Source organism: Streptomyces sp. NBC_00872, from assembly GCF_045161915.1.
Lineage (GTDB): Bacteria > Actinomycetota > Actinomycetes > Streptomycetales > Streptomycetaceae > Streptomyces.
Genome location: NZ_CP108806.1, coordinates 6,396,701 through 6,420,436 on the forward strand (window position 1 = coordinate 6,396,701; position 23,736 = coordinate 6,420,436).

The following is a 23,736-nucleotide window of genomic DNA, read 5'->3' on the forward strand; positions in this document are numbered from 1 at the left end:
TGCCCGGCCACGGTCCGCGCCGCCACGGTTTCTGGCGCCCCGTCCGCTTTCCGGGTGTCCGCCGGTTGAGCGGTCCCTGACGCGGCCGGCGGCTCCGGCGCGGCGGCTCCGGTGATCTTCGTCAGCACCATCGTGGTCTCCGCGGCCGTCTCCGCGGCCCCCGGCCGGGCGGAGTGCCGCCCGGCCGGTGACACGGGTCCTGGTCGCTCCGCGCAAGCGCATCCGGGTCTGTCGTCGGCGGCGCGCGGCGTACCGCACTCGGGACAGAGCTGTCCGGTCAACGTGGGTTCCCTCCCCTTGAACTGCCGCCGATTATGCAGGCCGTGTGTGGAGGGTGTGCGCGTACCCGGGTGCTCCGGTGGACTCTCGGCAGGCCATAACCGGACAGAGCGGACAGGATGGAATCCGGCGGATCCGAGGAGTTGTTCCATGATTCAGGAAGTGAGTACCCCGGCCATAAGTCCGGCCCCCGGCGACAGTCAGAAACCGCGCACCGTCCTGGTCGCGATATGCGCCCTGCTGATGGGACTGCTGGTCGCCTCGCTCGATCAGACCATCGTCTCCACCGCACTGCCGACCATCGTCAGCGATCTCGGGGGACTGGAACATCTCTCCTGGGTCGTCACCGCGTATCTGCTGGCGTCGACCGCCGCTACTCCCCTCTGGGGAAAGCTCGGTGACCTGTACGGCCGTAAGCGGCTCTTCCAGACCGCGATAGTCATCTTCCTCATCGGCTCGGCGCTCTGCGGCACAGCCCAGAACATGCCGCAGCTCATCGCCTTCCGCGCGGTCCAGGGCCTCGGCGGCGGCGGACTGATCGTGCTGTCGATGGCGATCGTCGGTGATCTCGTCCCACCGCGTGAACGCGGCAGGTACCAGGGGCTGTTCGGCGCGGTCTTCGGCGCGACCAGTGTGCTCGGCCCGCTGCTCGGCGGTTTCTTCACCCAGGAACTGAGCTGGCGTTGGGTCTTCTACATCAATCTGCCCGTCGGCGGGGTCGCGCTCGCGGTCATCGCGGCCTTCCTGCACATACCGGTCCACAGGACCAGACACACCATCGACTACCTCGGCACCGCTCTGATCGCGTCCGTCGCCATCTGCCTCGTCCTGGTCGCCTCGCTCGGCGGTACGACCTGGGCCTGGGGCTCCGCCGAGATCATCGGACTCGCCGCCCTCGGCGCCGTCCTGCTCGCGCTCTTCGTCCACGCCGAGCGGCGCGCGACCGAACCCGTACTGCCGCTGCGGCTCTTCCGGCTCAGGGCCTTCACGCTCATCGCGGTCATCAGCTTCGTCGTCGGTTTCGCGATGTTCGGCGCGATGACCTATCTGCCGACGTTCCTCCAGGTCGTCCAGGGCGTGACACCCACCATGTCCGGGGTCCATCTGCTGCCCCTGGTGTTCGGTCTGCTGCTCACCTCGACCGTCTCCGGCCATATCGTCAGCCATACCGGCCGCTGGAAGGCCTGCCCCATCCTGGGCGCCGCCGTCACCCTCATCGGTCTGCTGCTGCTCCACCGGCTCACGGCGACCAGCGGTATCTGGGAGGCGAGCGTCTACTTCTTCGTCTTCGGCGCGGGCCTCGGACTGGTCATGCAGGTCCTGGTGCTGGTCGTGCAGAACTCCGTCAGCTATCAGGACCTCGGTGTCGCCACCTCGGGCGCGACCTTCTTCCGCTCGATCGGGGCGTCCTTCGGTGTCGCCATCTTCGGCACCATCTTCAGCAATCTGCTGGCCGACCGGCTGACCGCCGCCCTGGCCCGCGAATCGCCGCCGCCCGGTGTCGGGCCGAGCCAGTTGTCCGCCGACCCCCGGGCCATCGAGCAGCTGCCCGCCGATCTGCGGCCCGCCGTACTGCACGCGTTCTCGACCTCCATCACCGATGTCTTCCTCTACGCGGCGCCGGCCGTGCTGCTCGCCTTCGCCGTGGCGTGGTTCCTCAAGGAGGACAAGCTGCGCGGCTCGGTGACCGCCCCGGAGATAAGCGAGACCCTGGCGAGCAACCCGGTCGTACGCTCCTCGCACGACGAGGTGGCACGCGCGCTGTCGGTGCTCGGCACGCGTGAGGGCCGTCACCGGATCTACGAGAAGATCACCGCGAAGGCGGGGTACGACCTGCTCCCGGCGGCGAGTTGGCTGCTGCTGCGTATCCGGCGCCATGGCTCGGTGCAGCCGGGCGCGCTCCTGGAGACCCGGCCCGTACCGGTCAGATCCGTCACCGACGCGTCCCGGCAGGTGGAGGAGCGGGGGCTGGCCAGGCGCGAAGGCCTTGAACTGACCCTCACCCCACGGGGCGTGGAGACGGCGGAGGTACTGGCGAAGGCGCGCGAGGACTCCCTGACGGAGCTGCTCGGGGACTGGTGGGGACCCGGCAGGCCCAAGGACCTGGTGAAGCTCGTACGGGATCTCAACAGCGAGCTGTGCGGAGCCGAGAGCGAACGCCCGCAGGCCCCGTTCCCGCCGAGGGACCACGCCATCTGAGCCCGGACCGTTTGACCGACGGATTACGGGCAACCCGCTCTGAGGAACGACCCGTTACGAGCGGTACCGGTACGTACACGTACGGGATGAGACGAGACGAGAACAAGGAAGGCAATCATGTCCACAGTCCTGATCGTCGTCGCTCTGGCCGTGGTGTTCGTGGGCGTCGTGGCCGCGGTCCTGTACATCGGGCCCGGCAGGGCAAGCGGACGAAGCGGACTGAAGCGCCGGTTCGGACCGGAGTACGAGCGGGTTCTCGCACATCACGACGGAGACTCCAAGGCCACGGAGCACGAGCTGGCCGAGCGGGTGGGGCGGTACGGCGAGCTGAACTCGGCGCCGCTCCCCGCGGAGCGGCGTGACCAGTACGTGGCCCGCTGGACGGAGCTCCAGGAGCGCTTCGTCGACGCGCCGCGGGAAGCGGTCGTGGAGGCGGACCGGCTGCTGGCCCGGCTGGCGGCCGACCGCGGTTACCCCGGCGGCACGGAGCACGACGCCCGGTCCGACGAGCAGCTCGAAGCGCTCTCCGTGCACCACGCGTACCAGATGGACGGATACCGCAGGATGCGCCAGGTGGCCTCGACGGACGGCCGTGGCACGAGCACGGAGGAACTGCGCGAGACGCTGCTCGGCGCGCGTCAGCTCTTCGACCGGCTGATCCTCGGTCACCCGGACCGGAGCGACAGGCACCGCGGCGGCGCCGTCGGCCGGAACAGGAACCGGAACCTTACTCTGCGGCCCAAAGGGAGTGGTGTCTGATGACGTACGACCCCAAGAGCGACAGCGAGAACGGTACGAGCGATACGAGCGACCCGGGGACGGCGGCCGTGCCCCCGGCCAGGGACGGCCGGCGGACGGCCGGGACGGACCGGCCCGTCGCGGCGGACCGGCCCATGGAGCCGCGTGGCGTCCGTGAACCGGTCAAGCCGCTGCACGCCCGTCAGCCACGGGAAGCGGCGCGCGAGCCCGTGAAGCCGGTGCTCGCCCCGGACGGAACGGGAGCGCCCGGCGGATCCACCGGTGCCGGTGCCGGAGACACCGCCGGACGGCCGACGAGCACCAACGGTACGAGCGGCACGAGCGGCACCAACGGTACGAGCCGCACCCGGGACAGCAACGGTACGAGCGGCAGCCACGGGAGCCATGGCACGAGCGCGACCCACGGGAGCCACGGTACGAGCGGCACCCACGGGACCCATGGGACGGGCGACGCCCACGGCACGCGCCTCCTCTCGCAGGACGAGAGCGAGCGGCTCGCCCTGCGCCTCCAGGACGCGCTGAGCACCTTCGTCGACGGGCCCCGGCGCTCCGTAGAGGAGGCCGCCGGAGTGCTGGACGAGGCCGCCGAGCGACTCACCACCGCGCTGGCCGAACGTCCGCGGTCGCTGCGCGCCCAGTGGGAGGGCGGCGAACCCGGCGCGGGCAAGCGCACGACGGACAACGTGAAGGACGGCGCGGCGGACGGCTCGGACACCGAGAAGCTGAGGCTCACGCTCCAGAGCTACCGCGAGTTCACGGAGCGGCTGTTGCGTATCTGACACACCACGGGCCCGCGAAGACCGACCGAGCAGGGCCCGGCAGGACCAGGAGGCGGTGGGCAAGGGACGGCCCACCGCCTCCGCCCGTCCATGTCCGTCCGACCGACCGTCAGGCCAGTACGCGGGCCAGTACGAAACCGTCGTAGCCCTTGACGCCCACCGTCTGCACGGCGGTCGCGGACAGCCGGGGGTTCGCCGCCATCAGCTCGATCATCCTCCGGGTGCCCACCACCGAGGGGTCGGTGCCCGTCGGGTCGGCGACGGCTCCGCTCCGTACGACGTTGTCCACGACGATGACGCTGCCGGGGCGCGTCAGCTTCAGCGACCACTCCAGATAGTGCGGGTTGTTCGGCTTGTCCGCGTCGATGAAGACGAAATCGAACGGGCCCGCGCCCTCGGCCTCCAGGACGGGCAGCGTCTCCAGCGCGGGACCCGTCCGGACCTCGGCGATCTTGTCGAGCCCTGCGCGGGTCAGACTGGCCCGCGCCACCTCCGCGTGGACGGGGTCGTACTCCAGGGAGATCAGCCTGCCGTCGTCGGGCAGCGCGCGGCCCAGCCAGATGGTGCTGTAGCCGCCGAGCGTGCCGATCTCCAGGATCGTACGGGCGCCCTGGACGCGGGCGAGGAGCTGGAGCAGCTTGCCCTGGTTCGGGGCGACGTTGATGGCGGGCAGGCCGGCCGCGTCGGCGGCGGCGAGTGCCGCCGTGAGCGCTTCGTCGGCGGGGGCGAGCTGATCGGTGAAATAGCGGTCGACCGCGGTCCACTGCTCCTGGAACATGGAGGCCTCTCGTCCGTGCGCGGGTGTCGGGTGTGGGAGTACCGAATTAGTTCCCGTTGGGAACATATCGCAGGCGACCGACGGGCGGCGGCTGTCGGCGGCTGTCGGCGGTGGCGGGAGCGCCCGGTGCGCCGCGCCGACCGGTGTCCCCGGGGCCGCTCCGCGGACCACCGCATGGTGTACTTTCCGACCGACTCGCACCCTGTGTCCCGTACGCCCTCTGTGCCGTCCTTGTTCGCCGTCCCGTGGGACACCGGATCGGACGGCCCCGCGCGGGACCCGGTTCCCCGCCCCCGCCCGTCGTCGCCGTAAACCCGGAAGACAGGGGCATTGAGACAAAACAGGGATGACAGACAGGCGAAGAGGGGGTTGCCTGAGTCTTCCCGACCGGGCAATGCGAGGCTCATGCCCCAAGGACGGCGGTTTCGGACGGAGGGTCGGCGCGGCGTGGTGAAGGCGGAGCACAGCGTGCACGGCGGTGCGGCGGCGGGCACGGCGGGCCCGCTGAGAGACGGGTTCGGCGCGGCCCGCGCCGTTCTATGGCTGGTCGCCGCCGTGCTGGCGGTCAGACAGGCCACGGCGGTACTGAGACAGCCGCCCGGTGAACGGCTCACCGATCTGGAGACCTGGATCGGTGACAACGGCGTCCTGCATGTGTCGGGCTCGCTGTACGACACCGGTAGATTCACCGGGACCCCGTTCGCCGGGCTCGTGCTCAAACCGCTGGCGCGTTCGGCCGAGGAGAGCCTCGGCATCGCCTGGACCTTCGGCACGCTGCTGCTGGTCGTCGCCCTCGGCCTGGTGGTCGCCCGCGCCCTGCCGGGCCGGGTCTCACGCCGTACCGGCCTGCTGGCCGCGCCGGTCACGATCAGTCTGCTCATGCTGTCCCTGCCGGTCCGCAACAGCTTCTACCTCGGCCAGACCAGCATCATCCCCGTCCTGCTGGTGCTGCTCGGCTGCTTCGCCGTACGCGGTGAACGCGGCTCCGGAGCGCTGGTCGGCATCGGCGCCGCCCTTCAGCCCGCCGTGCTGCTCTTCGCGCCCCTGCTGTGGCTGACGGGCCGTAGGAAGGCCGCCGTCACCTCGGCGGGGACCTTCGCCGCCTCCACCGCGCTCGCCTGGGCCGCGATGCCCGGCGACTCCTGGGCGTACTGGGTGCACCATGTGGCGGGCGCGGGTCTCGGCGAACGGCCCGACAGCCTCGCCAACCAGTCCCTGCACGGCGCGCTGCTCCGGCTGGGCCTGGAGGGCCCCCTGGAGATCGTGCTCTTCGGCGTCCTGGCGGCGGCCGTCGTGTTCGTCGGACTGCGCCGCGCGGTCCGCTACGCGCGCGACGGGCAGTTGCTGCTCGCCGTGGCGCTGACCGGCTGCGCCGCGATCGCGGTCTCGCCGACCGCCTGGCAGCACCAGCTCCTGTGGGTGCTGCTGGCGCTCGTCGGCCGGGTCGGTACGCGCGCCAGGGACCGGCTGGTGTGGCCGGCCGTGGTGGTACTGGTGATGACCCTGCCCGGGAAGATGCTGCTGCCGAACATCGCGCTGCTCCATCCCGTGCGGGAGAACGTACCGCTGATCGCGGCGCTGGCGGCGGCCTGCGCGGTGCCGTTCCTGGCGCGTGCCTCGCCGTACTTCGAACGGCCCGTCGCGACCGAGTACGCCCGGCCCGTGCCCGCGCGCTGGAGCGCGGTCCCGCTGCTGCCGTTCTGGCGGCGGCTGCTCGGCCGCCCCAATCTGCTGCTCGAACTGCTGGTCATCCGCGTCGGCTACTCGGTCTACTCACATATCCGGCTGGTGGCGACCGGAGGCCGCGAGGCCGCCGAGGAGCACGGCCGTCAGGTCATCTCGGTCGAGCGGGCGCTGGGCATCGACATCGAGCACTGGGTCAACCACGCGGTCGCGCGGACGGAGTGGGCCGAGAGCTTCTTCAACTTCTACTACACGTCCTTCCACTTCCTGGTGCCGCTGACGATCCTCGGCGTCCTGTACGTACGCAGGCCCGCCGACTACCGCTGGGCCCGTTCCTCGCTCGGCTTCGCCACGGTCCTCGCGCTGCTCGGCTTCTGGCTCTATCCGCTGGCACCGCCCCGGCTGATGCCGGGCATGGGCTTCATCGACACGGTGCACGGACCGCAGGATCTGACCAATCCGGACTACGGGGCGCTGACCGCGCTCACCAACCAGTACGCGGCGATGCCCTCGCTGCACTTCGGCTGGTCGCTGTGGTGCGGTGTGGTGATCGCCGTCCTGGCGCCGAGACTCTGGATGAAACCGCTCGGTCTGCTCCATCCGCTCTTCACGGTCTGCGCGATCGTGGCCACGGGCAATCACTGGGTGCTGGACGCGGCGGGCGGCGCGGCGGTCGTGGGCGCGGGCCTCGGGCTGACCTATCTGCTGGCGGGGCCGAGGAGACTGCTGCCACGGGTGGTGACGAAGGCGGACCCGTTCCCGAAGGGGCGGAGCCCCGAAGCGGCGGACGGCGACACGGCGGACGGTGACACGGCGGTCGCGGCCGGGGGAGGGGGAAGGGCGGCGCGGGAGCCCGGATAGACGGCACCACTTACGGAGCACCGCTTACGGAGCACCGCTTACGGAACGGGCGCGGAAGACCTGCTGAACGGCTCATCGGGTGCGGCTCATCGGGTGCGGTTCAGCCGCGTCGGCGGCGGGCCTGCCGGCGACCGGCGACGACCAGGACGAGTACGGCGGCGGCCGTACCGATCAGACCGACGACCGAACCCCCGCCGCCCGTGCCATCGGTGTCGGCGGTTCCGGCCGTCCCGTCGGGTGTCTTGCCTGCTGTCTTACCGGTCTCGGCCGACGGAGTGGCCGGGGCCCGGTCCGTCACCTGCTCCCCGCATCCCGTCGCCGGATAGCCGGATATCGCGCAGAGCAGCCCCTGACCGCTGTAGCGCAGCGGCTCCGCGACCGCCGCGAGCGCCTCCGCGGCCGTCGCGTCCTCGCCGAGCAGGGCGCACTCCGCCCGGAGCGCGGGCGCCCGCTCACCGGCCGGGGCATCGGCCGCCGTACCGGGGTCGACGACCACGCCGATCCGTTTGCGGCCCTCGCGCCCGGGAGTGTCACCGCAGATCGCGGCGAAGTCGGGCGCGCGGCGCGGCCGGGCGGCGTCCCCGCCGTCCTCGCTCACCGAGAAACGGAAGCCCGTGACGGTGCCGTCGGCGGGCCGGGCCGTGGCCGGACCCTGGGTGGCATAGCTCCAGTCGCCGCCGTCGCTCTCCCAGAAGGACCAGTAACGGTAGCCAGCCGCCTGGGCGTTCCCCGTACCCAGGGCACCGACGAGACAGACGGGAAGCAGGAGGACGACGAGCGCCAGGAGCCGGTGCCGGGCGCGGATCACGACTGCGGGCTCGGCGGACTCTGCGGGGTCTCCTGTGTCTTCTTGCGGCCGTTGAGCAGGAAGCCCATGGCGACACAGGCGACCGCACCGAAGCCGAGTATCCACAGCATCCCCTGGTCACGGCCGCTGTTCCCGTGCGCCGCGGTGGCGGCCGGAGCGGTGGCGGACGCCATGGGCCTGGGTGTCGGCCCCGTCGCGTTCAGCCGCTCCACGAGGTCGATCCCGCCGAAGTTGCGCGGGTCCGTGCCCGTGGCGTGGGCGGCGAAGATGAGCTGGGCGTAGGCCGCGGGCCCGTTCTCCTGGGCCCAGGCACCGGAGTTCCGCTTCAGCCACTCCAGCGCGCCGGACGCCTGGTCCCCGTATCCGGCGGCCGTCAGGGCGACGACGGCGTCCGCCGTGTTGCCGGTGTCCGGCAGCGGCGCGCTGTCGTCGGCGCCGGGCATCGGCGGCTGGTCGAGATGGCCGGTCGCCGCGAGCGCGGAGGCCAGATAGGCGGCGCCGTTGCGGGCGACCCGCTCAGGGCCCGGGTCCGGCGTGGACACACAGGACGGCGCGGGGCCGGCCTGCACCGGCCAGGCCATCATCCGCTTGCCGAGCCCGCCGAGTACGGCCGCGGCGGTGGCGTCGTCATTGGCGGTCAGTCTCCCCGCCTTGTCCGGCTGGTACGCGAACGCCCCCGCGTCCGCGCCCGATCCCGGGTCGCACGGGATCGAGAGGGCGACCAGCGCGTCATAGGCGCTCTTCTCCTCGGACGAGCGCATCGAGCTGGGCCGTACCCCGAAGGTGGCCAGCGCGCCGATCACCAGGGAGGTGGAGTTGGCGTCGCTCGGCGTGCCGGGAAGATATCCCCAGCCGCCGTCCTTGTTCTGTACGGACCTGAGCCACTCCATGCTCTTTGTTATGGCGGGCCGTTGACCGCCGAGCGTGGCGAGCGCCTGCATGGCGGCGGCGGTGGAGTTGGAGTCCACGGCCGTCCTCGCGTCGCAGGGCTCGGCGGGGTCGGGGCGGTACGCGGGGAAGGCGCCGTTGGCGCACTGCTGGCCCCTCAGCCATACGACGGCCTGGTCCGCCGGGCGGACACCGGCGGCGAACTGCCCCAGTATCGCCAGCGATTGGCGCCACACACCGTCGTAGGCCGGGTCCTTCTCGCCGTACAGCCCCGGCGGGATGGCGACGGGTGCGGGGGACGGCGCCGGCGCGGAGGCGGCGGGAGCCGGGGAGGGCGAGGCCGAGGAGGAACCGGAGGGGGAGTCCTTGGAGCCCGAGGCGGAGCCGGGGGAGTCCTTGGAGCCGGGGGTGGAGGCCGGTACGTCGCCTCCCGCCACGGCGGCCGGAGCGACTGCCGCGCAGAGCAGGGTGGTTGCGGCGAGCGCCACTGCGCAGCGGCGAACGGTGGTCATGGCGGCTGGGCCTCTCCTGCGGGAGCCGGCGCGGGCACACCACCACCCCTTCCGGCGAGACCGGCCCCCGTCGCGGTGGGCCTCCCCCGCCGGTCGCGGCACTGGGTACCGGACTCCGGCCCCGTAATCCTCGACGATGCCGGCCGCCGGCGGTTCCGGCGGCGCGAGCCGGTCACGACCGCGTACGGGGCTTTCCGGCCGTGCCGCCGGTGACGGCGGCTCACGGTCGCGGGTCAGCGCCGGTTCCGCACCGGCTTTCCCCGTACGGGCATGATGGCGACCCCTCTACTCTATCGGCCGCGTACCCCTCTCCCTCGTCAGGCGTATCTCTCCCGCCGGTCCCGGAACGCGCCCCGGGGCGCGCACCCGGGCCGCCGAGGCCGGTCCAGGGCCGCACGCGTTCGCGTCCGGCCGGCAGCCGGTCTGCGTTCAACCGGCGTCCGGTCGGCAGCCGGTCGGTGTTCAGCCGCCGTCCGATCGGCGCCCGGGAAGAATCCGACATCTCCGCAACGAATGTGCCATGTCGTCCGACAACCAGGTTAAGTCCAACGAACGGTCGGGAAACACTTGTCCGTTGCGGTGCCCACCCTCTTGTTGGCACTGTGTCTACGCGCGTATCTTGAGCCGACTTCCAGGCTTCCCGTACCACTCCCGTATGCCATGTCAGTACTGTCACCTCCGCACCGCCACCGCACCGCCACCGCACTGTCACACGCGCACCCGCGCCCCGGGAGCACACCGGCGAGCACGCGGGAAAGCACCCGAGAGAACCCGTAGCAGAAAGAGCCCAACGTGCCCTCTTCCATACCCCCGGCCCTGCGCGGTCGGCGCGCCAAGCGGATCGCTCTGGCGCTCCCCGTCGGCCTGGTCGGAACGCTCATCGCGCTCCCGTTCACGGCGCAGGCGGCCCCGTCGGCCGACGCCGTGATCGCCGAGGTCTACGGCGGCGGCGGGAACTCCGGCGCCACCCTCACCAACGACTTCATCGAGCTGGGCAACGCCGGCAGCGGTTCCTTCGACCTCACCGGCTGGTCCGTGCAGTATCTGCCCGGCGCTCCGACCGCCAGCAGCAAGTGGCAGGTCACCGCGCTGACCGGTGCGATCCCGGCGGGCGGCAGCTACCTCGTCGCCGAGAGCAAGGGCACCGGCGGCACCACCGAGCTGCCCACCCCGGACGCGTCCGGCTCCATCGCCATGTCGGGGACCAGCGGCACGGTGGCGCTCGTCCACTCCACCACCCCGCTGTCCTGCGTCACCGCCGCCGACTGCGCGGCCGACGGCAGCATCAAGGACGTGGTCGGCTTCGGTACCGCCACGGTCCGTGAGACCTCGCCGGTCCCGGGTGCGAGCAACACCGCCTCGGTCTCCCGGAACGCGTCCCTCACCGACACGGACAACAACGCGGCGGACCTGTCCGCGTCCGCGCCGAGCCCCCGTAACACCACGGGCGGCGGCGGGGAGCCGGGCCCGGACCCGACACCCACGCCCACGCCGACGGGCCCCACGGACCCGCCCACGCCCCCCACCCCGGGTGAGCTGCGGATCCACGACATCCAGGGCAACACCCGGCTCTCCCCGCACACGGGCAAGACCGTCACCAACGTTCCCGGTGTGGTCACCGGCGTACGCTCCACCGGCTCCTCGCGCGGTTTCTGGATCCAGGACGCGCAGCCGGACAACGACCCGGTCACCAGTGAGGGCGTCTTCGTCTTCACCGGCTCGACCACCCCGCAGGTCAAGGTCGGCGACTCGGTCCTGGTCACCGCCAAGGTCGCCGAGTACTACCCGGGCGGCGCCTCGTCCGGCGCGCAGTCCCTCACCGAGCTGAGCGGCCCGACCACCGTCGTGCTGTCCTCCGGCAACGCGGTGCCCTCGGTCGAGCTGGTCGACGCCAAGACCCTGCCCAAGGACTACGCCCCGAGCGTGGCGGGCGGGAACATCGAGCCGCTCACGCTCCAGCCCACCGTGTACGCGCTGGACTGGCTGGAGTCCCGTGAGGGCATGGTGATCCAGGTCGGCGACAGCCGGGTGGTCGGTGCCTCCAACTCGTACGGCGAGACCTGGATCACCACCAAGCCCACCAAGAACCCGACCCCGCGCGGCGGTGTGGTCTACACCGACTACGACGACCCGAACCCGGGCCGGCTGCTGGTCACCGCGCTGACCTCCGACAGGCCCGCGGCCAATGTGGGCGACACCCTCAAGGGCGCGACCGGTCCGGTCGACTACGGCACCTACGGCGGCTACAGCATCCAGGCGACCGCTCTCGGCGCGGTCACCAAGGGCGGTATCGAGCCGGAGGTCGCGGAGCAGGGCAGCGCCGACGAGCTGTCCGTCGCCACGTACAACGTGGAGAACCTCGACCCCACGGACCCGCAGGACAAGTTCGACCGGCTGGCCCAGGGCATCGTCAAGCACCTCGGCTCGCCGGACATCCTGAGCCTGGAGGAGATCCAGGACAACAACGGCGCGAAGGACGACGGTACGGTCGCGTCCGACCAGACCCTCGCCAAGTTCATCGAGGCCATCAAGGCGGCGGGCGGCCCGGCGTACGAGTGGCGCTCGATCGACCCGCAGGACAAGACGGACGGCGGCGAGCCGGGCGGCAACATCCGTACGTCCTTCATCTACAACCCGCAGCGGGTCACCTTCGTGGACCGTCCGGGCGGCGACGCCACCACCGCGGTGGAGGTCGTCGGCACCGGCAAGAAGGACGCCGACGTCTCGCTGTCGGTCTCCCCGGGCCGGATCAACCCCACCTCGGGCGCGTGGTCGAGCAGCCGCAAGCCGCTGGTCGGGGAGTTCCTGTTCCGTGGTGAGCAGGTCTTCGTCGTGGGCAACCACTTCAACTCGAAGGGCGGCGACCAGCCCGTCCACGGCCGCTTCCAGCCCCCGACGCTGAGCTCGGAGACCCAGCGCCTGGCCCAGGCCAAGGAGGTCAACACCTTCGTGGCCGACCTGCTGGACAAGGACAAGGACGCGAAGGTCGTCGTCCTCGGCGACATCAACGACTACCAGTTCTCGGCACCGCTCGACGTGCTGACGAAGAAGGTCCTCAAGGACCTGATCAACACGCTGCCGAAGAACGAGCGCTACAGCTACGTCTACGACGGCAACTCCCAGACGCTGGACCACATCCTGGTCAGCAAGGGCGTCAAGGACCCGCAGTACGACGTGGTCCACATCAACGCGGAGTTCGCCGACCAGGCGAGCGACCACGACCCCCAGGTGGTCCGCTTCAAGTAACACCCCGGGTGACCGGCCCGGCATCGCCGACCGGCATCCGCTGAACCACCGCTGAACCGTGGCGTGTACGGCTCCCCTCCCGGGACCCGTACACGCCACGGCCATGTCCGCCGCCGGCCCCGACCGCCGTGTGTCCGGGCACGGCCGGTGTGACCGGTGTCAGGAAGCGGGGCGGCCGGCCGGGCCGAGCAGCCGGAGTTCCTCCGCCGTGAGCCGGAGCGCGCCCGCCGCCAGATTGTCGACGAGGTGTTCCGGGTCGCCCGTTCCCGGGATGGCCAGTACATGGGCGCCCTGCTCCAGGGTCCAGGCCAGACGGACCTGGGCGGGTGAGACGCCGTGCGCGCGGGCCACGGCGTCGACCTGGTCGTGCTCGGTCCGGACGGCACCGGCCTCGCGCCCTTCCCCGGCGATGGAGAAGAAGGGCACGAACGCGATGCCGTGCGCCGCGCACGCCCGGAGCATCTCGTCCCCGCCGGGCGTGTCGATGCCGTAGCGGTTCTGGACGCACACCACCGGTGCGATCTCCTGAGCCTGGGTCAGATGCTCCGGGCGCGCGCCGGAGATACCGAGGTGACGGATGAGCCCCGCGGCGCGCAGTTCGGCGAGGGCCCCGAAGTGTTCGCTGATGGATTCCTGGCCCATGAGGCGCAGATTGACCAGGTCGAGGTGGTCGCGGCCGAGCTGGCGCAGATTCTCCTCGACCTGGCCGCGCAGCTGGTCGGGCCGCGCCGGGGTGACCCACTCGCCGTCGGCGTCCCGCGCGGGGCCGACCTTGGTGGCGATGACGAGATCGTCCGGATACGGCGACAGCGCCGCGTTGATCAATTCGTTGGCGGAGCGCAGCCGGGAGAAGTAGAAGGCCGCGGTGTCGATGTGGTTCACGCCGAGGCCGACCGCGCGGCGGAGTACGCCGATCGCCCGGCCGCGGTCGCTCGGGGTGCCCTGGTGGAAGGCGGCGCTGCCGGTCAGGCGCATGGCACCGAATCCGAGCCGGTTGACCGTGCGGTCACCGAGCGTCCATGTACCCGCGGTTGTCGCGGAGACCGTGTGCGTCGTCATCTTCCCCATCAGCTCCATCAGCTCCATCAGCTCCATCCGGTCGGCCGTCGCCCGTCAACGGTTCGAGGCAGGGCGGTCCTGGAGTATGCGCGGGTGGCGGGCGCGGCGGAAAGGTGCGGAGCGCTGGTGGAATGTCACAGCGTGACCGGGAATCCCGCGTACGCGCCGGGAGTTGTTATCGGTGAAGCCTTCGCTCGTGAACTCCCCTGCCGGGAGCGGAGCCGGATCCCCGGATCGGCTGTGCCGCGTCCGTGTCCGCGTCCGTGTCCGTGCGCGCGTCCGTGTGTGGTGGTGGCGGAAGTGCCGGGGTCAGGAGACGGCAGGCTGTTTCGATGTCCGTTCTGACCTGGTCGGTGGAGGCGCGGCCCGAGAGCCAGGTGATCAGGGCCGCGTGCCAGGTGTGTTCGATGACGCGGACCGCGGAGAGCTGGGCGGGGGTGGGGGGTGTTCCGCTGGGGCGCGGGGTCATCGCGTCGAGGATGATCGCCGTCGTCCGGCGGGAGACCTCGTCCACCTCGCGGCTGACGCTGCGGTCCGCGAAGGTCAGCGCGCGGATCATGGCGTCCGCGAGATGGGGGTCGCGCTGGAGGGCGCGGAAGGCGCGCATCAGGGTCTCGGCGACCCGGGCGGCGGGGTCCTCGGTGCTGGGCGGGCGTCTGCGGAGCGTGGTGTGGAGGTGCTCCAGCCGGTCCTGCATCGTGGCGACCAGCAGATGGATCTTGGACGGGAAGTAGCGGTACAGCGTGCCGAGGGCGACCCCCGCCTCCTCGGCGACCTCCCGCATCTGTACGGCGTCGAAGCCGCCCCCGCAGGCCAGTTGACGGGTGGCGGCCAGGATCCGGCGGCGGCGGGCCTCCTGGCGCTGGGTCAGCGGGGCCGACACCGTTCTGGCTTCCGCTGTCATCCCCGTCCGTCCCCACTCCATCGCGTTCCGCCGCCCTCAGGGCCGTACCGCATGCTCCGGACGGCACAGCATGGCAGGGCGCGCGTGGTGGCGCGAATCACCCGGTCCGGCAGGTACAGCGACGCTACTTGCCGGTAAATTCGGAGCCTGTGGGCGAACAAGTCTGAAACTTGTTCTAGATTGACGCCGGCGGTTACGCTCCGGCGGAACTCGGAGAGCGCAGTGAGAAGGGGGCCGAGAGTGACCGCTGAGGCCATACGGGCGGGCACCGGAGCGCGGTCCCGGCGGCCCCGCGGATCCCATGACGTCCGGCCGGAACCGGCGGACCGTACCGCCGAACCCGCGGATCGTACGCGGAAGTCGGCTGAGGGCACAGCGGAATTGGCGAAGCGTCCGGCGGAGGCGGCGGGCCCGCGCGGCGGCGACGACCGGCCGCTGCGTATCGCCCTTCTCAGTTACAAGGGCAACCCGTTCTGCGGTGGACAGGGCGTCTACGTCCGTCATCTCTCCCGTGAACTCGCCCGCCTCGGACACAGCGTCGAGGTGATCGGCGCCCAGCCCTACCCCGTGCTCGACGAGGGCGTACCGCTCACCGAGCTGCCCAGCCTCGATCTCTACCGGCAGCCCGACCCCTTCCGCACCCCACGGCGTGACGAGTTCCGCGACTGGGTCGACACCCTTGAGGTCGCCACGATGTGGACGGGCGGTTTTCCCGAGCCGCTGACCTTCTCGCTGCGCGCCCGGCGCCATCTCGCCGCCCGCGCCGGACAGTTCGATGTCGTCCACGACAACCAGACGCTCGGTTACGGACTCCTCGGCGATCTCGGCGCACCGCTGGTCACCACCATCCACCACCCCATCACCGTCGACCGCCGGCTGGATCTCGACGCCGCCGAGGACTGGCGCAGACGGTCCTCCGTACGCCGCTGGTACGGCTTCACCCGGATGCAGGGGCGTGTCGCGCGCCGTCTGCCGTCCGTCCTCACCGTCTCCGGCTCCTCGAAGCAGGAGATCACCGATCAGCTCGGGGTACGGGCGGACCGTATCGACGTCGTGCACATCGGCGCCGACACGGAACTCTTCTCGCCCGACCCGGCCGTGCCCGAGATACCCGGCCGTATCGTCACCACCTCCAGCGCGGACGTCCCTCTCAAGGGCCTTGTCCATCTCATAGAGGCCCTCGCCAAGGTGCGCACCGAACATCCCGCCGCGCATCTCGTCGTCGTCGGCAAGCGCCCGGAGTCGGGACCGGTCGCGCGGGCCGTCGAACGGTACGGGCTCGAAGGCGCCGTCGAGTTCGTCAAGGGCATCTCCGACGCCGAGCTGGTGGAGCTGGTGCGCGGGGCGCAGATCGGCTGTGTGCCGTCCCTGTACGAAGGGTTCTCGCTGCCGGCCGCCGAGACGATGGCCACCGGTACACCGCTCGTCGCCACCACGGGAGGCGCCATCCCCGAGGTCGCGGGCGCGGACGGGGAGACCTGTCTGGCCGTACCGCCGGGGGACGCGGGCGCGTTGGCCGCCGCGCTGGGGCGGCTGCTCGGTGACGCGGAGCTGCGCGCCCGGCTGGGCGCGGCGGGCCGGGAGCGGGTGCTGTCCCGGTTCACCTGGGCCCAGGCCGCCCGGGGCACCGCCGAGCTGTACCGCGCGGCGATCGCCCGGCAGGCCGGCGCCCGGCCCCGGCTCCTGTCCTGGTCCGGACCTCGGTCCCGGCAGGCACATCGGCCGCCGTCGCCGCTGCGGGACGCCGCCGCCGGGACGGCTCCCAGCGGCGCGAACTGATGCCGTACCCGCCGCCGCTCGGGCTGCCTGTCGCGCGGTCCGTGTCCGTGCCGCCCGTGTCACCCGCGCCCGTGTCGTAACGCCGTAATGCCGTAATGCCGTACCCCCCGTGCCGCCGTACCCGTACGTCCGTACCCCGACCGCGAAAGCAGGACGACCCTGTGCTGACCGTGGACTTCACCCGCTTTCCGCTCGCCGCGGGCGACCGTGTGCTCGATCTGGGGTGCGGCGGGGGCCGGCACGCCTTCGAGTGTTACCGGCGGGGCGCCCAGGTCGTGGCTCTCGACCGGAACGGCGAGGAGATCCGCGAGGTCGCCAAGTGGTTCGCCGCGATGAAGGAGGCGGGGGAGGCCCCGCGGGGCGCCACCGCCACCGCGATGGAGGGTGACGCGCTCCATCTCCCCTTCCCCGACGGGTCCTTCGACGTCGTCATCGTCTCCGAGGTGATGGAGCACATACCGGACGACAAGGGAGTGCTCGCCGAGGTGGTCCGGGTGCTGCGGCCCGGCGGGCGGATCGCGGTCACCGTGCCGAGGTACGGCCCGGAGAAGGTGTGCTGGGCGCTCTCCGACGCGTACCACGAGGTCGAGGGCGGCCATATCCGGATCTACAAGGCCGGCGAACTGCTGGGCAGGATCCGGGAGGCCGGGCTCAAGCCGTACGGCACCCACCACGCGCACGCGCTGCACGCCCCGTACTGGTGGCTCAAGTGCGCGTTCGGTGTGGACAACGACAAGGTGCTGCCCGTCCGCGCGTACCACAAGCTGCTGGTCTGGGACATCATGAAGAAGCCCGCCGTCACCCGGGTCACCGAGCAGTTGCTGAACCCGGTGGTCGGCAAGAGCTTCGTGGTCTACGCGACCAAGCCACGTCTTCCCGCGGCGGACACGAATCCCGTGGCGGACACGAATCCCGTGGCGGACGCGAAGTGACCTTGGCCGGCCGTGGGCCCGACGCCACGGAACATCTCGTCCTGCCCGGTGTGCTCACCGCGGAACAGGCCGCCGAGACCGTCGCCGGCATCCTCGCCGTACAGCACCGGGACGGTGCGATCCCGTGGTTCCGGGGGCACCATCTCGACCCGTGGGACCATGTCGAGGCGGCCATGGCGCTGGACGCGGCGGGCGAACACACCGCGGCGGCACGGGCGTACGAGTGGCTCGCGCGGCACCAGAACGAGGACGGGTCCTGGTACGCGGCCTACGAGAACCCCGCCTGGGCAGGAGCCGAGGGCGCGCGCGGGGACGGTGGTGGGACCACGGGCGCCGATCCGCGGCACACCGCTGATCCGGGTCACACCGCCCGCTCGGGTCACACCGCCGAGCCGGGGCACACCATCGCCGTGCCCGGCGATCCGGGACGCGAGACCAACTTCGTCGCGTACGCCGCCGTCGGTGTCTGGCACCACTATCTGGCCACCGGCGACGACGCGTTCCTCGACCGGATGTGGCCCGTCGTACACGCGGCGATCGAGTTCGTCCTCGTACTCCAGCAGCCCGGCGGGCAGATCGGCTGGAAGCGGGAGGCGGACGGCACGCCCGTCGACGACGCGCTGCTGACCGGGAGTTCGTCCGTGCACCAGGCACTGCGCTGCGCGCTCGCGATCGCCGAGGAACGCGAGGAGCCGCAGCCCGACTGGGAGTTGGCGGCGGGCGCGCTCGGGCACGCGATACGCCGCCATCCCGAGCGCTTCCTCGACAAGTCCCGCTACTCGATGGACTGGTACTACCCCGTGCTCGGCGGCGCGGTGACCGGAGCGCAGGCCACGGCACGGATCGCGGCGGGCTGGGACCGCTTCGTGGTGCCGGGCCTCGGGGTGCGCTGTGTGGTGCCCAACCCCTGGGTGACGGGCGGTGAGAGCTGTGAACTCGCCCTGGCCCTCTGGGTGATGGGCGAGTCCGACCGGGCGCTGGAGGTCCTCCAGTCCATCCAGCATCTGCGCGCCGAGGGCGGGATGTACTGGACGGGTTATGTCTTCGAGGGCAACCGTGCCGTCTGGCCGGAGGAACTCACCACCTGGACGGCGGGTTCGCTGCTGCTCGCGGTGGCCGCGCTCGGGGGGGACGAGGCGACCACCGCGGTGTTCGGCGGCGAGCGACTGCCGCGCGGGCTGGACCCCGACTGCTGCCGCTGAGGCGGCGCACCGGCCGTATGCGGGCCGGACCGGGCGGGGCCCGTCGGTCAGAGGCGGCGCACCCGGCCCGCGATGCCGTGGCCGATGGCCAGATAGACGACGGCGGCGAGTCCGTAACCGCAGACGACACGGGCCCATGCCTCGTCGAAGGTGAACAGGTCGTAGGACCAGCCGGCCAGCCAGCGTGCCGCGTCCTGGACGAACTCCACCAGGTCGTTGGCGCGGTTGGCGTCCAACAGGTACATCAGAATCCACAGGCCCAGGATGAAGGCCATGATGTCCGCGACGACGACGATGACCGTCGCCGCGGAGCCGCTTCCACTGCGATGACGTGAGGACATGTCCAGCGTGTTGCCTCTGCTGGGCGGGTGAAACCCGGACGGCCCCCTCCGGGTGGCGGGGGTACGGGGGCGGCGTGACGCTTCAGGCAGTCCGCCAGGGAGGTCCGCCGTGTCCGTCGAGGCCCGCACCACCACCAGCGGTCCGATCCGCCGAGTCGTGCCGGCACTGCTTCTGGCCTGCGCGTTGTTGCTGCCCGTGGCCGCGTGCGGCAGCGGCGACGACCAAGGAGGAAGGGGCGCGGACACACCGGCGGCGGTGGAGGCGACGAGTTCGGCGCGGACGCAGAAATTCGCCAAGACCCGTTTCGTCGCCAACGCCGGACTGGCGGCGGGCGCCACCTACCAGTGGATCGTCAAGCCGTATCGCGCGGGCACGTTCAAGGAGGGCGCGAGCGGCCGTAAGTTCGCCCTGATCAAGGCGGGTCTCGCGGGCGCCTTCGCCTACAACCGGCTCAAGGCGGCGGCCGAGAACGCCAAGGGGGACCCGCTGCTCGCCAAGGCGATGGGCCCGCTCGCCGCCGGGATCGCGTCGCTCAAGGGGATCGGCGCCAAGCTCGGCAAGGGGGAGGCGGGAGGCGCCGAGGTCGGGATGTTCGAGACGGTCATCAACGACGTCAAGGGCGCGGGCAGCGGTGCGGGCGCCGTCGTGAAGGACAAGGTGCCGTCGGTGACGCAGTTGAGCCGCGGCTGACCGCCGGTACGGGCCGCCCGCCCCGGCCCTCTCTTCCTCCTTCCTTCCCTCCCTCCCTTCCGGGCCCACGGCGATAACCGCTGGCCACGCGGGACTTGGCTGCCTACTGTGCGCCGTATGACGCTTCTGGGACATGACCGCTACTGCGACGAGATCGTGGGACAGACCGACCGGCTGAGGGCCGCCCTCGCCGGTGCCGATCTCTCCGTGACCGTGCCGAGCTGCCCCGACTGGACACTGGGACAGCTCGCACTCCATGTGGGCCGGGCACACCGCTGGGCGGAGACGATCGTACGGACACGGGCCGAGGAGGACATCCCCGACAACCGGGTGCCGGACTTCGATGTCCCCGGCGGTTCCGGTTCTGGTTCCGGCTCCGGTTCCGGTTCCGGTCCCGATCCGGCCGCGCTGGACGCCTGGCTGGCGGAGGGGGCGGAGAAGCTCGCCGCCACCCTGCGGGCGGTCGCTCCCGAAACCGCGGTCTGGAGCTGGGGCTGGGAGCGGAACGCCGGCTTCTGGGCCCGGCGGATGACCCATGAGACGGTGATCCACCGGGCCGACGCGGCGCTGGCGGCGGGGGTGCCGTACGAGGTCGCTCCCGAGGTCGCGGCCGACGCGATCGACGAGTGGCTCCAGTGCCTCGCCTTCGCCCAGGCCGCCGGTGACCCGGAGGCGGCCGAGCTGCGCGGCGGGGGCCGCAGCATCCATCTGCACGCGACGGATACGGCGGACGCGACCGGTACGGCGGGTACCACGGGTACGGCGACGGGCGCGGAGGGCGCCGAGTGGCTGATCGAGTTCGGTGACGACGGTTTCACCTGGCGACGCGGGCACGAGAAGGCGACGGTCGCGCTCCGCGGCCCGCTCACCGAGGTGCTGCGGGTCTTCTACCGCCGGCTGCCCGCCGACAGCGAGCTGGTCGAGGTGCTGGGCGACGCGAAGCTGCTGGACTTCTGGCTGGAGCGGGCGACGTTCGGCTGACGCGGACCGCCGCCGGCCCGGCGTTCCCGTTCGGCCGCTCTTCGTGCGGACGGCCGCCGGGCACCGGCAACGACAACGGCCCCCCGCCGCAAGGCGGGGGGCCGTCGCTGTAGCCGTGTACACGCGGTACGGGGTCAGCCGCGCTGGATGCCCGAGGTGTCCTGGAGCACACCGCGCCGCCCGTCCTGCGTCTGGGCCACCAGACCGGGACCGCGCTGCTCGACCGCGAGATACCAGGTGCCGGGCGCCAGTTCGGCGATCGGCGTCTGCGAGCCGTCCTCACCGAACAGCGGACGGGCCACCGGCACCGCGAACCAGAACGGGGCGAAGTCCCCGGCGGGTGTCGCGCCGCCCGCCGACGGCCTGCCTGCCCCGCCCCCCTGCGGCTGCCCGCCTCCGAACGGACCGGACGCCTGTCCCGGCTGTCCGCCCTGGGCGCCGTACGGCTGCTGACCCTGGGCCTGGCCCTGCGCACCGTACGGCTGCTGGCCGCCCGGGTAGCCGTACCCCTGCCCGGTGGCGCCGGGCTGACCGCCGTACGGCTGCGGGGTACGCGGCCTCGGCGCGCCGACGAGGGCGGCCTTCAGCGGGGGTACGAGCGGAGTGGCGACGGCCGCGGCGGCGAGGATCAGGGCCGCGACGAAGCCCAGGATCAGACCGCTGCCCGCGTCGATACCGTCCAGGCCGATCAGCGACCAGAGCGCCGTCCACGCCGCGAAGATCGCCAGCGCGACACCGAACTGCCCGAGGTCGAGCCCCGCGATCCTGCGCGGCTGCGGCTGCGGCAGCGCGCGGGAGGTGACGATCAGCGCCGCGGCGATGACCCCGGCCAGGTGGATGCTCATCACGGTGCCCAGCGAGTCCCAGGCGTTCGGGGCGTTGCTCGATCCGAACGCGCTGGACTCGTACAGATTGAGGAACGAGGCGATGAACAGCAACACCGCTGCTCCGATCACCACGCCGTCGCCTCGAGTGAGGGAGCGGATGTTCACGTGAGAAGTCCTTCGTTGTCGTCTCGTCGGGGCGGTCGACGCGGCCGCCGGCATACGGCGGTGCGCGGTGCGAAGCTCGGGGGCGGCTCCCTATCGTACGGATGAATGTATCGCCTGCCCGATCGGGTCGTCTGCCCGGTATCAGGCGCGGTAGCGGGCCTGTTACCCGGCTCGGTGGCAAGCTGTTACGCGGCGTGTGATTACCCGGCGCGTGATGCGATCAGAACGGCCGTCGCGCGACGGGCCACCGGGCGGCGGACTGGACGGCCGACCGGGCATTCAAGGTTACTTCGTAAGAAATCCGCTGATTCCATCCGCCATTCCCTGGGCCGCACTCTGCCGCCATTCCGCATCGGTGAGCAGGGCGGCATCGTGTGAATCGCGCATATTGCCGCATTCGATGAAGACTTTGGGAACCTTCGACAGATTCAGTCCGCCGAGGTCCTTGCGTACGTCCAGCCCCGTGCCTCCGCCCAGATAGTTGGCGGGGGCGCTGCCGGTCTCCCGTACGAAATTGCCGACGATGTGCTCGCCGAGTTCGCGCGACGGACCGACGATCGCCGTGGTGTCCGCCGCCCCGCTCTTCACCGAGGCGGGGAGGATGACATGGAATCCACGGTTTCCCGACGCCGAACCGTCGGCGTGCACGGAGATCACGGCGTCGGCCTTCGCCTTGTTGCCGATACGGGCCCGCTCATCCACGCACGGGCCGTACGGACGGTCGTTGTCGTGGGTGAGGACGACGGTCGCGCCGAGTTTCCGCAGCAGGGAACTCAGTCGGTGGGAGACGTCCAGGGTGAACGCGGCCTCGGCGTAACCGGCGTTGGTGGCGGTGCCGGTGGTGTCGCATTCCTTGCTGGTCGTTCCGATATTCACCGGTTCATTGATCTCGGCGGTGTGTTCGCGATTGCGTGGATTGTGCCCGGGGTCGATCACGACGACCTTTCCCGCGAGCGGTCCGCCGGCGGCGACGGGGGCGCCGGAGGCGTCGGGGGCGCCCGGCCGGGACGGCCCGGACGGACCGGACGGACCGATCGGGTCCGAGCCCCCGGGGACGTCGTCCTCGTTCACACCGCCTTCCGCGCCGGACGGCGGCGGTGCGGTGGAGGCACCGGGGGACGCGCCGGAGGCGGCACCGGCCGCCGCCGGGGCGGCCGGATCGCCGCCGTCGGGACCGCTCATGCCCTGCCAGACGAGCCATCCCGCCAGCGCGGCCGACACCAGCGCGCCGACCGCGACAGCGGCATCGCTCCGGCCGGAACGGCGTCGGACGGACTGCCGGCTCTCGTCGGCCCGCCGGTTCGGCTCGGGCTGGTGGCTCGGCTCGGGCTGGTGGTTCTTGTGGTACGGCACGTCGCGATGCTAATGCGAACAGTCAGAGTCCTGGTCCGGTACGGCGCAGGACGCGCAGGGAGCCCGTCCCCGGCAGTTCGGTGAAGGCGCCGGACGCGAGTGCCCGCAGATAGATGTGGTACGGCGCCCGGCCGCCGTCCGCCGGGTCGGGGAAGACATCGTGGATCACGAGCAGCCCGCCCTCGGTGAGATGCGGTGCCCAGCCCTCGTAGTCCCCGCCGGCATGCTCCTCGGTGTGGCCGCCGTCGATGAAGACGAGTCCGAGCGGCCCGCCCCAGACCTTCGCGACCTGCGGTGAACGGCCGACGACCGCGATCACCCGGTCCTCCAGACCGGCCCGGTGGAGCGTGCGCCGGAAGGTGGGGAGCGTGTCCATGATGCCGATGTCCGGGTCGACCACGGCCGGGTCGTGATACTCCCAGCCGGGCTGCTGCTCCTCGCTGCCCCGGTGGTGGTCGACGGTGACGGCGACCGTCCCCGCCTCTCGCGCGGCGGCGGCCAGCAGCAGGGTGGAGCGTCCGCAGTACGTACCGATCTCCAGGAGCGGCAGACCGAGCGCCCCGGCGTCGGCCGCCGCCGCGTACAGGGCGAGCCCTTCGTGTACGGGCATGAACCCCTTGGCGGCCCGGAAGGCGGCGAGGACGTCGGACGCGGGTTCGGTTCCGGCGGGCATGGGCGGCTCTTCTCGGTCTGACGGCTGAGGCACCGGT

19 protein-coding genes are annotated in these 23,736 nt (G+C 71.6%); 10 read left to right on the plus strand and 9 right to left on the minus strand.

Annotation, left to right across the window (positions count from 1 at the left end; all coding sequences use genetic code 11):
- Positions 1–429 precede the first annotated feature (429 nt).
- The 3 genes from OG214_RS27370 to OG214_RS27380 all read left to right on the plus strand — a co-directional run bounded on the left by OG214_RS27370 (position 430) and on the right by OG214_RS27380 (position 4,016).
- Positions 430–2,478 (plus strand): DHA2 family efflux MFS transporter permease subunit, encoded by a 2,049-nt coding sequence (locus OG214_RS27370; RefSeq protein ID WP_405986228.1) that lies wholly within the window; start codon positions 430–432, stop codon positions 2,476–2,478.
- A 117-nt stretch (positions 2,479–2,595) separates the two neighbouring features.
- Entirely contained in the window at positions 2,596–3,237 is a 642-nt protein-coding gene (locus OG214_RS27375) for a hypothetical protein (protein ID WP_405986229.1), read from the plus strand.
- Positions 3,237–4,016 carry a hypothetical protein gene (locus tag OG214_RS27380; protein WP_405986230.1) on the plus strand — a complete coding sequence of 260 codons (780 nt, stop codon included), beginning with the start codon at positions 3,237–3,239 and terminating at the stop codon, positions 4,014–4,016. The genes OG214_RS27375 and OG214_RS27380 overlap by 1 nt, the downstream gene beginning before the upstream one ends.
- A gap of 109 nt (positions 4,017–4,125) precedes the next feature.
- Here OG214_RS27380 and OG214_RS27385 read toward each other — a convergent pair whose 3' ends face one another.
- Positions 4,126–4,794 (minus strand): O-methyltransferase, encoded by a 669-nt coding sequence (locus OG214_RS27385; protein WP_363079495.1) that lies wholly within the window; start codon positions 4,792–4,794, stop codon positions 4,126–4,128.
- A 447-nt stretch (positions 4,795–5,241) separates the two neighbouring features.
- Here OG214_RS27385 and OG214_RS27390 point away from each other — a divergent pair, with 447 nt between their 5' ends.
- Positions 5,242–7,338: a bifunctional glycosyltransferase 87/phosphatase PAP2 family protein gene (locus tag OG214_RS27390; RefSeq protein ID WP_405986231.1), complete on the plus strand. Its 2,097-nt coding sequence runs from the start codon at positions 5,242–5,244 to the stop codon at positions 7,336–7,338.
- A gap of 100 nt (positions 7,339–7,438) precedes the next feature.
- Here OG214_RS27390 and OG214_RS27395 read toward each other — a convergent pair whose 3' ends face one another.
- Positions 7,439–8,146 carry an SCO2322 family protein gene (locus tag OG214_RS27395; RefSeq protein ID WP_405986232.1) on the minus strand — a complete coding sequence of 236 codons (708 nt, stop codon included), beginning with the start codon at positions 8,144–8,146 and terminating at the stop codon, positions 7,439–7,441.
- A complete protein-coding gene (locus OG214_RS27400; protein ID WP_405986233.1) occupies positions 8,143–9,546 on the minus strand; it encodes a prenyltransferase/squalene oxidase repeat-containing protein in 1,404 nt (467 codons plus the stop codon). The genes OG214_RS27395 and OG214_RS27400 overlap by 4 nt, the downstream gene beginning before the upstream one ends.
- Positions 9,547–10,338: 792 nt before the next feature.
- Here OG214_RS27400 and OG214_RS27405 point away from each other — a divergent pair.
- Positions 10,339–12,792: a lamin tail domain-containing protein gene (locus OG214_RS27405; protein ID WP_405986234.1), complete on the plus strand. Its 2,454-nt coding sequence runs from the start codon at positions 10,339–10,341 to the stop codon at positions 12,790–12,792.
- A gap of 159 nt (positions 12,793–12,951) precedes the next feature.
- Here the strand turns inward: OG214_RS27405 and OG214_RS27410 are convergent, their stop codons facing one another.
- Positions 12,952–13,851 (minus strand): oxidoreductase, encoded by a 900-nt coding sequence (locus tag OG214_RS27410; RefSeq protein ID WP_405987632.1) that lies wholly within the window; start codon positions 13,849–13,851, stop codon positions 12,952–12,954.
- 175 nt (positions 13,852–14,026) lie between these two features.
- On the minus strand, positions 14,027–14,755 hold the full coding sequence (locus tag OG214_RS27415) for a TetR family transcriptional regulator (RefSeq protein WP_363085049.1): 729 nt from the start codon (positions 14,753–14,755) through the stop codon (positions 14,027–14,029).
- Positions 14,756–15,136: 381 nt separating this feature from the next.
- Between OG214_RS27415 and OG214_RS27420 the strand changes: the two genes are divergently transcribed.
- From OG214_RS27420 to OG214_RS27430, 3 genes are all read left to right on the plus strand, one after another.
- The gene (locus OG214_RS27420) at positions 15,137–16,534 is read left to right on the plus strand and encodes a glycosyltransferase family 4 protein (RefSeq protein WP_405986235.1); all 1,398 of its coding nucleotides are present in this window, start codon (positions 15,137–15,139) and stop codon (positions 16,532–16,534) included.
- A 161-nt stretch (positions 16,535–16,695) separates the two neighbouring features.
- Positions 16,696–17,466 (plus strand): class I SAM-dependent methyltransferase, encoded by a 771-nt coding sequence (locus OG214_RS27425; protein ID WP_405986236.1) that lies wholly within the window; start codon positions 16,696–16,698, stop codon positions 17,464–17,466.
- Positions 17,467–17,468: 2 nt separating this feature from the next.
- Complete coding sequence (locus OG214_RS27430; protein WP_405987633.1) at positions 17,469–18,668, plus strand: prenyltransferase; 1,200 nt, start codon at positions 17,469–17,471, stop codon at positions 18,666–18,668.
- A 47-nt stretch (positions 18,669–18,715) separates the two neighbouring features.
- Here the strand turns inward: OG214_RS27430 and OG214_RS27435 are convergent, their stop codons facing one another.
- Positions 18,716–19,009 carry a hypothetical protein gene (locus OG214_RS27435; protein WP_363085053.1) on the minus strand — a complete coding sequence of 98 codons (294 nt, stop codon included), beginning with the start codon at positions 19,007–19,009 and terminating at the stop codon, positions 18,716–18,718.
- Between the two features lie 109 nt (positions 19,010–19,118).
- Here OG214_RS27435 and OG214_RS27440 point away from each other — a divergent pair, with 109 nt between their 5' ends.
- Both OG214_RS27440 and OG214_RS27445 read left to right on the plus strand, forming a co-directional pair.
- Positions 19,119–19,700: a hypothetical protein gene (locus OG214_RS27440; RefSeq protein ID WP_405986237.1), complete on the plus strand. Its 582-nt coding sequence runs from the start codon at positions 19,119–19,121 to the stop codon at positions 19,698–19,700.
- Positions 19,701–19,817: 117 nt separating this feature from the next.
- Positions 19,818–20,681 carry a maleylpyruvate isomerase N-terminal domain-containing protein gene (locus tag OG214_RS27445; protein WP_405986238.1) on the plus strand — a complete coding sequence of 288 codons (864 nt, stop codon included), beginning with the start codon at positions 19,818–19,820 and terminating at the stop codon, positions 20,679–20,681.
- A gap of 134 nt (positions 20,682–20,815) precedes the next feature.
- Here the strand turns inward: OG214_RS27445 and OG214_RS27450 are convergent, their stop codons facing one another.
- The 3 genes from OG214_RS27450 to OG214_RS27460 form a co-directional block, all read right to left on the minus strand.
- On the minus strand, positions 20,816–21,673 hold the full coding sequence (locus tag OG214_RS27450) for a DUF5336 domain-containing protein (RefSeq protein ID WP_405986239.1): 858 nt from the start codon (positions 21,671–21,673) through the stop codon (positions 20,816–20,818).
- 285 nt (positions 21,674–21,958) lie between these two features.
- Positions 21,959–23,026 (minus strand): N-acetylmuramoyl-L-alanine amidase, encoded by a 1,068-nt coding sequence (locus OG214_RS27455; RefSeq protein ID WP_405986240.1) that lies wholly within the window; start codon positions 23,024–23,026, stop codon positions 21,959–21,961.
- 22 nt (positions 23,027–23,048) lie between these two features.
- A complete protein-coding gene (locus OG214_RS27460; RefSeq protein ID WP_405986241.1) occupies positions 23,049–23,699 on the minus strand; it encodes a class I SAM-dependent methyltransferase in 651 nt (216 codons plus the stop codon).
- Between the last annotated feature and the right edge of the window lie 37 nt (positions 23,700–23,736).

Coding starts and splice junctions, on each gene's coding strand:
- OG214_RS27370 (WP_405986228.1), top strand. CDS start 430: ATGATTCAGGAAGTGAGTACCCCGGCCATAAGTCCGGCCCCCGGCGAC.
- OG214_RS27375 (WP_405986229.1), top strand. CDS start 2,596: ATGTCCACAGTCCTGATCGTCGTCGCTCTGGCCGTGGTGTTCGTGGGC.
- OG214_RS27380 (WP_405986230.1), top strand. CDS start 3,237: ATGACGTACGACCCCAAGAGCGACAGCGAGAACGGTACGAGCGATACG.
- OG214_RS27385 (WP_363079495.1), bottom strand. CDS start 4,794: ATGTTCCAGGAGCAGTGGACCGCGGTCGACCGCTATTTCACCGATCAG.
- OG214_RS27400 (WP_405986233.1), bottom strand. CDS start 9,546: ATGACCACCGTTCGCCGCTGCGCAGTGGCGCTCGCCGCAACCACCCTG.
- OG214_RS27410 (WP_405987632.1), bottom strand. CDS start 13,851: ATGACGACGCACACGGTCTCCGCGACAACCGCGGGTACATGGACGCTC.
- OG214_RS27415 (WP_363085049.1), bottom strand. CDS start 14,755: ATGACAGCGGAAGCCAGAACGGTGTCGGCCCCGCTGACCCAGCGCCAG.
- OG214_RS27435 (WP_363085053.1), bottom strand. CDS start 19,009: ATGTCCTCACGTCATCGCAGTGGAAGCGGCTCCGCGGCGACGGTCATC.
- OG214_RS27445 (WP_405986238.1), top strand. CDS start 19,818: ATGACGCTTCTGGGACATGACCGCTACTGCGACGAGATCGTGGGACAG.
- OG214_RS27460 (WP_405986241.1), bottom strand. CDS start 23,699: ATGCCCGCCGGAACCGAACCCGCGTCCGACGTCCTCGCCGCCTTCCGG.